This is a genomic window from Candidatus Alcyoniella australis (assembly GCA_030765605.1).
Classification (GTDB): domain Bacteria; phylum Lernaellota; class Lernaellaia; order JAVCCG01; family Alcyoniellaceae; genus Alcyoniella; species Alcyoniella australis.
This window is the reverse complement of sequence record JAVCCG010000022.1, coordinates 18,401-29,138: the sequence shown is the minus strand read 5'-3', so window position 1 is coordinate 29,138 and position 10,738 is coordinate 18,401. Positions and strand designations below refer to the sequence as shown.

Annotated in this window: 8 protein-coding genes; 6 read left to right on the top strand and 2 right to left on the bottom strand. The window is 64.1% G+C overall.

Annotated elements, in window-relative coordinates:
- Both P9M14_03015 and P9M14_03010 read left to right on the top strand, forming a co-directional pair.
- Positions 1-396, top strand: a 396-nt coding sequence (locus P9M14_03015) for a hypothetical protein (protein MDP8254696.1), incomplete at its 5' end; no start/stop codon positions are given.
- A gap of 207 nt (positions 397-603) precedes the next feature.
- Positions 604-1,911, top strand: a complete 1,308-nt coding sequence (locus tag P9M14_03010) for an AAA family ATPase (GenBank protein ID MDP8254695.1) — start codon at positions 604-606, stop codon at positions 1,909-1,911.
- A gap of 126 nt (positions 1,912-2,037) precedes the next feature.
- Here the strand turns inward: P9M14_03010 and P9M14_03005 are convergent, their stop codons facing one another.
- A complete protein-coding gene (locus P9M14_03005; GenBank protein ID MDP8254694.1) occupies positions 2,038-4,272 on the bottom strand; it encodes a glycosyltransferase family 39 protein in 2,235 nt (744 codons plus the stop codon).
- Between the two features lie 118 nt (positions 4,273-4,390).
- On the opposite strand from P9M14_03005, the gene P9M14_03000 reads away from it, so the two are divergent.
- Positions 4,391-5,293, top strand: coding sequence for a decaprenyl-phosphate phosphoribosyltransferase (locus P9M14_03000; GenBank protein MDP8254693.1), 903 nt, complete (start codon positions 4,391-4,393; stop codon positions 5,291-5,293).
- 254 nt (positions 5,294-5,547) lie between these two features.
- Here P9M14_03000 and P9M14_02995 read toward each other — a convergent pair whose 3' ends face one another.
- Entirely contained in the window at positions 5,548-6,891 is a 1,344-nt protein-coding gene (locus P9M14_02995; GenBank protein ID MDP8254692.1) for a hypothetical protein, read from the bottom strand.
- A gap of 99 nt (positions 6,892-6,990) precedes the next feature.
- On the opposite strand from P9M14_02995, the gene P9M14_02990 reads away from it, so the two are divergent.
- Genes P9M14_02990 through P9M14_02980 form a run of 3 tightly spaced genes read left to right on the top strand, consistent with a single transcriptional unit; the run spans position 6,991 to position 10,722 of the window.
- Positions 6,991-8,118, top strand: a complete 1,128-nt coding sequence (locus tag P9M14_02990) for a glycosyltransferase family 1 protein (protein ID MDP8254691.1) — start codon at positions 6,991-6,993, stop codon at positions 8,116-8,118.
- A gap of 56 nt (positions 8,119-8,174) precedes the next feature.
- Positions 8,175-9,239 (top strand): hypothetical protein, encoded by a 1,065-nt coding sequence (locus tag P9M14_02985; protein ID MDP8254690.1) that lies wholly within the window; start codon positions 8,175-8,177, stop codon positions 9,237-9,239.
- Positions 9,240-9,279: 40 nt separating this feature from the next.
- Positions 9,280-10,722: an RtcB family protein gene (locus tag P9M14_02980; GenBank protein MDP8254689.1), complete on the top strand. Its 1,443-nt coding sequence runs from the start codon at positions 9,280-9,282 to the stop codon at positions 10,720-10,722.
- Positions 10,723-10,738: the final 16 nt, after the last annotated feature.

Here is a 10,738-nt window from a genome sequence, read left to right as displayed (position 1 = left end):
CGCCGCGCGGCGTTCATGCACGACTTCGTCCGCTTCGCCCTGACCGACCTGGAGCAGCAAGAGGGCATGGAGCAGACCGTGATCGAGCTGCGCGATGCGTTGGCCGCGTTGGACAAGCTGATGCGCGTACTGCTCACCGACCGCGAGGTGCTGCTGCGCGTGGCGCGCTCGGGCGATCAGAATCTGGTCAAAGCCGCGGATTTCAAACAACGCGCAACGGACCAGGGTCTGCACGTGGAGATATTCGATGCCTTTGCCAACGACAAGCAGCTTAAATTGGCTCTGGGATTCAAGCGCCGCGGCGAATGGGTGCGCGCCAAGGTCCCGCACTTGTTTGAGCTGTTACGGATGCTGATCCGGCGGCTGATTACGGGAAGAAAAAGCGTAAGAACTTGAAAATATACAGTATAATTCTTGTCTCGCAATATTGACTCTCTGGCGGTTTTGTAAGCTAGCTAATAGAAAATATCGATAGCAACCATAGATAATTTCTCTTGACATGAGTATTGTAAGGTGTACTATAAAAATGACGGAACCAGCGGCTTGCAACTCTGTATCAGCATGTGACATATAAGTTTCAGGGGAGATTCGGATATGGCTACAATGTCCCAACGAGACCTCGAAGCCGAATCGATCTACGAATATTATTCGCCGGTACAGCAGGGACACGAGGAGATCATCGAGGCCCTGCGGCACCAGTTGGCGCGGGTATCCGAGAACGTGCTGGGCCGCGAGGAGATCATCGAGCAGTTCACCTTTGCGCTGCTGACGCGCAACCACCAACTGATGTTGGGCCGCACGGGTATCGCCAAGTCGCTGCTGGCCACCGAGATTTTCCGCATCTTCGACCCGCGCGGCGTGACGACCTTCATGATCAAGGCCTCGGTCGAGGACACCAAGGACAACTACTTCGGCCCGATCGACATCCCGCGCTACCGCAACACCGGCCAAAAGGTGCGGCGCACCGAGAAGTCGGTGCTTGAGGCGCACTTCGCGTTCATCGACGAGATCTTCGACACCAACGAACAGATCCTGCGCGACATCATGCTGCTGCTCTCCGACGGCAAGCTGCTCGAGGGTTCCCAGAGCTACAAGGGCCGGCTGCATACGGTGATCGCGGCCTCCAACTATCTACGGATGAACGAGGTCACCGAGGCGGTGATCGACCGCTTCTTCTTCCGCGCCAACATTCCCCACGAGACCGAGACCCTGACCCAGTACAAGATCGACCGCTCCTACGAGCGCGGCCAGTCCAGCGGGCTGTACCCGGGCAACCTGAGCATCGAGGAGATCAACTACTTAAGCTCGATCGTCAAGGGCGTGAGCGAAGACGTGGTGATCGAACTGCCCAGCGATATGCTCTACGTCAAGAACATCGTGATCCGTTCGTTCGTCGACACGATGCGCAAGACCGACCCCGAGTTCTACATCTCCCCGCGGCGCCAGGCCAAGGTGATCGACCTGCTGCGCGCCAGCGCGCTGCTCGCCGGCCGCAACGTGGTCGAGGAGCCCGACCTGGAGAAGATGTACATGGGCCTGTGCACGCTGAACTCCGAGAACGGCGAGACCGAGGTCTTCCGCAAGACCGTGCGCAACACCCTGCAGTTCCTCAGCGCCGACCAGACCGTGCGCGAGCAGATCACCTTCCTCTCCGGGGTGCTCAACGGCATCGACGAGTTCAAGCGCAATCCGCGTCAGGGCGTGGTCAACCTCAGCAAGTTCGCACCGCCGCGTCGCCGCTGGCGCCACGACTTCCTGCGCATCGTGCGCAAGCCCGAAGATCAGATGGTCTTCAAGCTCGAAACGCTGGCCCAGAAGGTCAACGAGATCAAGACCTCGACGCTCTACGTGGACGAGCTGAAGAACGGCTGCCTGCACGAGCTGCAGAAGCTGCGCCGCATCGACTCCTAAGCCGTTAAAAACTCTCATAGTTCGCTGGTCGTAATGCAACGATCCACCCCGTGCCCGGTTTTGAGCCGGGCACAAAATTCGCGAGCGAACCATAGTCGTAGCTCCACGACCCTCCCCGCGCCAGGCTCAAAGCCGGGCGGGCAGGGGGGCGTACTTGATGATCAGCGCTGCGTCGTCGTCCGAGAAGATCAATTCCTCGGCGGCTAGGCCCAGCTCGGGCAGGTCGGCCTTGATCGACGGACGCATCCAGACCTCGGCCAGGCGCAGTGCCGGGCCGGGCAGCGAGATCCCCGCGGCGCGCGCCTCGATCAGCTCCAGCCGTACGCTCCCGCCCGGCGCAAGCAGCGGCCGCGCCAGCAGCTCGAACTCGACCTCGATTCCGGCAGCGTCGCCCGAGCCGCTGATATGCAGGGCATCGCCCTCAACCTTGATCGAAAGTTCGCCGAGCCCCTTGTTCGAGCGCAGGATGTGGTCGGCCAGATCGCTAAGCTCGATTCGCAGCCGTCCGCGCGATTGGCTCGAGCCGCGCACGAACAGCCGTCCGTAGGCCAGCAGCGGCTCACGCTCCACTGCCGCGTCGAAGATCGTCAGCCGCCCCTGGGAAACGCGCAGCTTGCCCAGGCGCACGCCGTGCAGCTCGATCCCCAGGGCGTCGAACGGGCCGCTCATGTCAGCGCCGCGTTCGCCGATCTCGCACTTGTAGAGCGTGATCGCGGGCTGCGGGTCGTCGCGCAGCCGCCACTTGGACAGCCCGCGGCTGATCAGCGACTCGAGCAACGCGCAGTCCAGCGCGTCGGAGCGCAGCTCGCGTCCCACAGCGTAGGTCGCGTTGCACGTCAGCGGATCGATTGCCAGTCGCGGGTCGTAGTCCACTCGGTACAGCCGCGCCAGTCCGTGGAGACCGTGCCATGTCTGCTCGACGGTGTGCAGCGGCGCGAGCTGTTGTTCGAGTTCGACCGGGGTCGGATCGTGCTGGTCTTCAAGGAAGATGAACGTTGGCCGTCCGGCGAAATTGCGCACCTGCTTGTGGATCCGCGCGGGGTCCATCTCCATCTTGAAGTTCACGGACGTGCCGAAGGTGTAATAGCTGAACTCCGGCCCGGTTCCCAAAGTCAGCACCACCGCTCCCGGCGCGTTGTGCTCGAGCCAGGCCGCTGCGGCGGGCACCTCGTCGCGTGCGATGGGCGCTGAGAAATCGACCAGGAAACGATAGGCCGGCAGCGCGGTGAGCAGGGCCACAGCCGCGCCCAGGGCCAGGATCAGCACGGGTCGTCCGCGACGGGTGCGGGCTGCCACCGGCCGCATTATCCAGACCAGACACCAGCCAACGATCAATGCCAACCAGGGGGCCAGCGGCACCATGAAGCGGCGGTAGAGCGTGACCTTGGGCAGGCTGTGGATCAGCGGGTAGAACGCGGCGAACCCGCACAACGCGCAGAGCATCGCCAAATCCGGACGCTCGCTGAAGCTGATCTTACCGCGCAGTCGCAGCAGCAGCGGCAGCGCGAATCCCAACGGAGCCGCGACCAGCGCCAGCGCCTTGAGCGGCTGGGCCCCGAGCAGTCGGCCCGTGGTCTGGACCCAGAAGACGAACTTGGAGAAGAAGCCCACTGCCGCGGCCTCATCGTACTTCTCGTAGGCCGGCTCGCGCACCAGCCAGGCGAACGGCTCAAGGGTGAAGCTCGACCACAGCACCAACACCAGCAGCGGCCCCAGACAGCCCAGGGCGAAACGCCACAGCGGCGCGATCCGCCGCGCGGGACGCTCGCCGGGCAACAGGTAGATCCCCATGTAGATCAGCAGCATCACCAGCGGGAACGACATTGCCGCCAACTGCCGCGTGCAGAAGGCCATGGCAAAGAAAAAGCCCCCGGCCGTGGGCATGCGCCGGGTGGCGAAGTAGGCCGCGGCTAAAATGAACGTCAGGGCAAAGGCGTCGGTCTTGGCCTGATGCAGTTCGCGGATCGTCAGCTCGCCAAAGGGGTAGAGCCAGATTGCGATCAGCGCCACGCGCTGGCCCAGCCAGCGCCTTCCCACGCCGTAGAGCAGGCCGATGGAAATCAGCACCGCGCCGATCGAGCCGATGCGGCCCGACACGTCGCTGCCCTCGCCGATCCAACGCAGCGCGGCCAGGGCGTAATAGACGAAGAACGGCTTCATCGCCTTGTCGTGCGCCAGGTGCCAGTCGCCGAGCAGGATCGCCTTGCCGCCGCGGCCGAAGATCGCCTCGTCCACCAACAGCGAGTGGCGCGTGGCCGCGTAGATGTAAACCGCGGCGCCAAACGCCATCGCCCCGCCGATCGCGGCGAGGACCAGCCAGCGCGGCAGACGATCGTCGTAGGTGTCTTTGGTAAGTGCCATTGGAAGTCGGATTATCGCAGAGAGCGGCTCGCTGTAGAAGGGCTGTCCTTGACAGTCCGCAGACGTGCATCAACAATTAGCCGATTATACTCCAGCCTTGTTTGCAGCCGGAGATCAGATGCACACATTAAAAGCGATCCTGCGCTCGATGCGTCCGCAGCAGTGGATCAAGAACTTCATGGTCTTTCCGGCGATTCTGTTCACCCACAATCTGTTTGTGACCGACAAGCTGCTACGGATTCTGGCGGCCTTCGCGCTGTTCTGCCTGGTCTCCGGCGCGGTCTACATCATCAACGACATCCGCGACCTGCCCAACGACCGCAAGCATCCGACCAAGCGGCTGCGGCCGTTGGCCTCGGGCGCGCTGAGCGTCGGCGCGGCCTGGGTCGCGGCGTTGCTGCTGCTGATCTTCAGCCTGGGGGCCTCGGCGCTGTGGGGTGTTAAAGACGCACTGGTCGGCCCCTGGTTCCTCATGATCATCGCGATCTACCTGGCGTTGCAGTTCGCCTACTCGTTCTGGCTCAAGAACCTGGTGATCATCGACGTGATGGTGCTGGCCGCGGGATTCCTGCTGCGCGTACTCGCGGGCGGCGCGGCGATCGGCGTCAACGAGCCGACCAACTGGGTTGTGATCTGCACCGTACTGCTCGCGCTGTTTCTCGGGTTCGGCAAACGCCGCCACGAGCTGGTGATAATGGCCGAGAACGCCAAGGAGCACCGCAAGATCCTCGAGGAATACAGCCCGTACTTCCTCGACCAGATGATGGCCGTGGTCACCGCCTCGACCGTAGTGGCCTACGCGCTGTACACCATGGACCCCGATACGATCGCGGTGTTGGGCACTGATAAGCTGGTGCTGACCGTGCCCTTCGTGCTCTATGGGATCTTCCGCTACTTGTACCTGGTGCATCAGCGCGAGGAGGGCGGCAGCCCCAGCCGCGTGCTGATCAGCGACGTACCGTTGCTGATCGACGTGGCGATGTGGTTCGTGGCCGTGCTGGCGGTGCTCTACTTCACCTAGCCCGGACTATTCATGAGGCTTCTACTGCGGCGCATAATTCATCCGCAACTACCGCGTCATCCGGGACGATCCGTCCTCGACGTACCGCAGCGGGTACGCCTGCGGATGATCGCCCCGGCTTCCTTGTATTTGCGGCGCCTTGTGCCCCTCGCGGACGAACCCTCATGAATAATCCGGGCTAGTCCGGGCCCGCCTTGGGCGCACCAGCCGCGCCATTGCCAACCATCGCATCCTTGATTGATGAATAATGCGGGCTAAAAAGAGATCTCGAGAGTGCCTGCGAACGACCAGAGGTGTCCGCCGTAGTCGATCGGGCCGAACTGCGGGTCGCGGTTGTTGCTGAGGTGCTTCTGGACCAGGATGTGTTCCTGGTAGCTGAAGTTCATTTGTACCGGCACGACGATCACGCCCAGCAGGTTGCTCACGCGCACGCCCAGGCCCAGCGAACCCACGTGTTTGTCATTGTCCAGCAGATTCCACGGGCCGTCCTGGGCGGGCACCGGGCTGGGCTCGTAGTAGTAGCCGCCGCGCACGCTGACCGTCTGGAACCAGTCTTGGTCAAAGCTGAAGACGTGTTCGATCCCGGCCTTGGTGGTCCAGGTGTCGTGCAGGCGCGGTGCGGGTCGCATCTCGAAGTAGTTGATCCATTCGCGCCAGTTCTTCCAGACTTCGTCGATCGAGACGGTCATCGCGGGCAGCGGTTTGATCATCAGGCCCGCGCTGGCCTGCATCGGCGAAAAGCCGGTGAGCTGGATGATCGGCACGGTTACCGTGTCCAGGCCGGTGTAGGTCGAGCCGTCGGGGAAGTGGATCACCATCTTGGTCACCGCCTCGCCCTTGCCGTCGTTGGTTTCGACCTGGTCGCGCCAGGCGATGCCCAGGGCCAGGCGGTCGCGCCAGGCGTTTCCGGGCCACTTGAGGAAGATCCCGGCCAGCGGCTCGACTTTGCTGAAGGCCCGCGTGATCTGGGCCTGGGTCGTTTTCATCGTCATCGTCGGCAGGTAGATGTCGGAGCGCACCATCGCCCGGGCCATGGCGTCCGAGGGCGCGGGCACGAACCCGGCGCCGACCGCCAGCCAGTCGGTGAGCTTGATCGAGAAGCCGAGGTAGAGCGAGAGCAGCGAGACCATCCGTTCGTAGTAGCGAAATAAGTAGGGCGTGTACGGATCGACGTACCCGGTGTAGCTCTTGAGGTACTCGCCCACGCCGAAGGCCATGCCGAAGTTGACGCGGTCGGTGATCGCGTTGTTGAACGCGCCCGAGAGCTTGAAGTCGGTGGAGAGCCCGAGCAGGAAGACCTCGGTCGAGGGGTAGTCGGCGAGGTTCATCGGCACGCTGTGTCCCTTGAAACGCATGAACAGCACCGGGTCGACCACCCGGTACCCCAGGTGCGCGTGGCTGCCCTCGATTAAAAACAACCCGGCCGGGTTGTAGAACGCCGCGGCGTAGTCGCCGCCGACCGCGGTGTACGCGCCGCCCATTGCCGAATCGCGCGGCGAGACGCCGAACTCCTCGAACAACTGACTGACCTGGGCTGCGGCGGGCGAAGCCATGGCAAGAAAGGCGAGGGCTGTCAGGATGCTTAGAAATTGGCGCATGGAGATCCGGGGATGGTTTTGGCAATGATAGGAGTCCCTTCCCCGGAGAGTCAATAGTGTCTGGCCCCGCCGTTGGTCCAGGGGCTATACTGACCGGCAATGAAGACTGTCGGCGTGAACTTGCTGATGATGATTCCCGACCAGGGCGGCGGTCCCGAGGTCTACGCGCGCCGAATGGTGCAGGGCTTGGCCGACTGCCCCGACCTGCGACTCAAGCTGTTCGTCAACCTCGAGGCCGCACAGAGCTTCGAGCCCTCGGAGCGCGTCGAGATAGTCGTTGTGGAGTTTGCGCCAGAGCGCTTTCGTACGCGGCTGGCGGCCGAGCAAAAAAAACTTCCCAGGCTGGCGCGCAAGTACGGAGTGGACGTGCTGTTCAACCCGCTGGGCTCGGCCCCGCGCCGCACGCGTTGCCCACAGGTGGTGACGATCCACGATTTATCCCACGAGCGTTTCGGCGAGCGCCTGGGCTTCTGGGCGCTGCGCAAGCGTCGCCGGTTGATCAAACGCAGCCTGCGCGGAGCCGACCGGCTGATAGCGGTCAGCGAGTACACAGCCGAGGACCTGCGGCGTTTCTGCAAAGTCGAGCCGCCGCCGATCGAGGTCATCGCCCACGGGGTGGACACGCAGCTGGCCCAGCTCGAGCCTGGATTGCTCGAGCGCGTGCGCGAGCGTTACTCGTTGCCCGAGAGCTTCGCCTTTTTACCCGGACGCACGCTGTGGCACAAGAACCACGTGGGTGCGGTACGCGCCATCGCCCGCTTGCGCGAGGACTGGGACGCCGAGCTGCCGCTGGTGTTGTGCGGCGGCGAGGGGGAAGGGCACGCGGACATGCTCGAACAGATCGAGATCGACGGCGTGAAGAAATTGGTCCGGCATTTGGGACGGGTGGAGGACAGTGAGATTCCTGCGCTTTACAGCATGGCGACCTGCCTGCTGTTCCCCAGCCGGATCGAGGGCTTCGGTCTGCCGCTGCTCGAGGCCTTTGCCTGCGGCTGCCCGGTGATCTGTTCCAATACCTGCGGTCTGCCCCGCACCGCGGGGGACGCCGCTCTGCTGGTCGATCCCGACCACGTCGAGGGCATGGCCCACGCCCTGCGGCTGGTGATGAGCGAGCCCGAGCTTCGGGCAAGCCTGATCGAGCGCGGGAAAGCCCGCGCCTCGCAGATGACCTGGTATCGGACCGTCGAACAGACCGCGCAGTTGCTGCGCGCGATGGCGGGCGATTGACCGTTGGCCGCACAATTGCTACATCTGCCTGACCGGAATTTTAATCGGGGGATCCAATGAGACGCGGATTGACGCTGGTCCTGTTGTTGGCCCTTGTGGCCGTCCCGGCGCAGGCCGCCGATTGGACAGATGTGCTGCGGCCCACCGGCGAGCTGCAGGTGCGCAGCGCGTTGAGCCTGGCGCAGTACGAGGCTCTGGGCCTGTCCGACCTGCGCAGCTCGGATGTGTTCGTTTACCGCGCGGCCCTGGGGTTGGCGGCGGATTACGAAGGGCGCCTCTCGGGCCTGGTTCAGCTGTTCTACGAGGAGGGGCGCAACGAGCCGCTCGACCTGGAGCAGGCCTGGATCAAGCTGCGCTATCGCGGGCCGTTCGTTAGCTTCGGCCGGATGTACCTACCCTACGGCGGACTGCGGACCTTCGGCGTTGAAGATCCGATCGTCCATCGCATGACGCGCTCGCGGCGCACCGCGGCCTTTGTCGGCTGGCAGTGTCGCTACGTCGATTTCGCGGCCGGCGCGTTCAACGGCGAGATCGACGACGTGGACCAAAATGACGATTTGATCGACACCATCAGCGCCGGTTTGGCAGTGCGGCCGCTGGCGATGTTCGAGGGACTGGATTTGGAACTGGGCGGCTATTACCTCTCCGACGCGCTGGAGGTCGACGAGTTCTTCCAGGGCCTGGTCGATCCGCGCAACGCGCCCTACGACAAACAGGTGCCGGGCTACGGCGGCTTTATCTGGGGCCGCGTCGATCCGCTGAACATTCTGGGCATCGGCTTCGGCGCGCAGTACGTGACGACCGGCGAGTTCGACGAGCGCGACTACCTCGACGCCAAGGGCGAGAAGACCGCGGTCTGGGCGCTCGACGCGGAGCTGGCGCTGTTCGTGTTTAACTCGCTGCGCATCGGCGGCCGCTACGAGACGATCGAGGGCTGGGATTTTCTCCAAGCGGCGGGTCCGCCCGATGTGAGCCCCACGGGCTACCGTCGCTACGGCGGATTCATCGGCGCGAGCGCGTTTCACGATCAACTCGACGTGGCATTGGAATATTTGGCGGGCGAGGACTTCAGCGGCGACCGCACCGGCCTGGCGCAGTTCAACGTCAAACTGACCTTTTAATCCGCATCTCCGTCGCTGGACAGATTATGATCGGACTGCGATGGAAGCCCCTGCTTTGCAACGCGTCGACGACTACCGTTACCTGATCCCGCGCCGCAACGGGATGCTGGTCGAGGGGATGATTTTTGCCTCGCCGGAGTTGCTGCCGGTTTTACAGGCGGACAAGGCCCCGGCCCAGGTGCGCAACGTGGCCCATTTGCCGGGGATCGTCGGCCGATCGCTGGCCATGCCCGACATCCACTGGGGCTACGGCTTTCCCATCGGCGGGGTGGCGGCCACGCGCGTGCGCGACGGCGTGATCAGCCCCGGCGGCGTGGGATACGACATCAACTGTGGAGTGCGGCTGGTCGCCACCAACCTCGAGCAGCACGACGTTGAACAGCGGCTGGACTTGCTGGCCGACGCGTTGCTGCGCGATGTGCCCGCGGGCGTGGGAGTCGGTGGCGCGGTCAAGCTTAGCGCCAAGCAGCTCGAGCGCGTATTGGCCCAGGGAGCGGCCTGGGCCGTAAAAAACGGCTGGGGCGAGAGCGCCGATTTGGAGCGTATCGAGAGCCTCGGCCGACTGGACAACGCCGACCCCGACCGCGTCAGTGCGCGCGCCAAACAGCGCGGCAACGACCAGCTGGGCACCCTGGGCTCGGGCAATCACTTTATCGAGATCAACGTGGTGCAGCAGATCCATCAGCCGCAGATCGCGCAGCGCTTTGGCCTGCGCCTAGGGCAGATCTGCCTGATGATCCACTCGGGCAGCCGCGGACTGGGCTACCAGGTATGCGACGACAGCCTGGAGGCCATGGGGCGCTACGTTGTGCAGCACGGGCTAAGCATCCCCGATCGTCAGCTGGCAGCCGCGCATTTCACCAGCCGCGAGGGCCAGGACTACTTCAAGGCGATGTGCGCCGCGGCCAACTACGCTTTTGCCAACCGCCAGGTTTTAATGCGGCTGGCTGTCGAATCGATAGAGCGCGCGCTGCATGTGGCGCCGCGCGAGCTGGGCGCGCAGCTGGTCTACGACGTGGCGCACAACATCGCCAAGCTCGAGACGCACGCGGTGGAGGGCAAACCGCAGCAGCTCGTGGTGCACCGCAAGGGCGCGACCCGCGCGTTCCCCGCCCACGCCCCGGACCTGCCCGACTGCTATCGCGACACCGGCCATCCGGTGCTGATCCCCGGCGACATGGGCACTGCCAGTTACGTGCTGGTGGGCACGCAGCAGGGCATGGAGCAGACCTTCGGCAGCACCTGCCACGGCGCGGGTCGCGTGCTCTCGCGCAAGGGGGCGATCAAGCGCGCCCGAGGGCGCAGTATTCGCGAGGAGTTGGCGCAACGCGGGATCGTGGTGCGCAGCCGCGGCCGCTCGACCCTGGCCGAGGAGATGCCCGAGGCCTACAAGGATGTGGACGCCGTGGTCGCGGCCGTGGAGGGCGCGGGCATCAGCCGCCGCGTGGCCCGGCTGATGCCATTGGCCGTTATTAAGGGCTGAGCGCTGAACCCGCCGT

Coding starts and splice junctions, on each gene's coding strand:
- P9M14_03010 (MDP8254695.1), top strand. CDS start 604: ATGTCCCAACGAGACCTCGAAGCCGAATCGATCTACGAATATTATTCG.
- P9M14_03005 (MDP8254694.1), bottom strand. CDS start 4,272: ATGGCACTTACCAAAGACACCTACGACGATCGTCTGCCGCGCTGGCTG.
- P9M14_03000 (MDP8254693.1), top strand. CDS start 4,391: ATGCACACATTAAAAGCGATCCTGCGCTCGATGCGTCCGCAGCAGTGG.
- P9M14_02995 (MDP8254692.1), bottom strand. CDS start 6,891: ATGCGCCAATTTCTAAGCATCCTGACAGCCCTCGCCTTTCTTGCCATG.
- P9M14_02990 (MDP8254691.1), top strand. CDS start 6,991: ATGAAGACTGTCGGCGTGAACTTGCTGATGATGATTCCCGACCAGGGC.
- P9M14_02985 (MDP8254690.1), top strand. CDS start 8,175: ATGAGACGCGGATTGACGCTGGTCCTGTTGTTGGCCCTTGTGGCCGTC.
- P9M14_02980 (MDP8254689.1), top strand. CDS start 9,280: ATGGAAGCCCCTGCTTTGCAACGCGTCGACGACTACCGTTACCTGATC.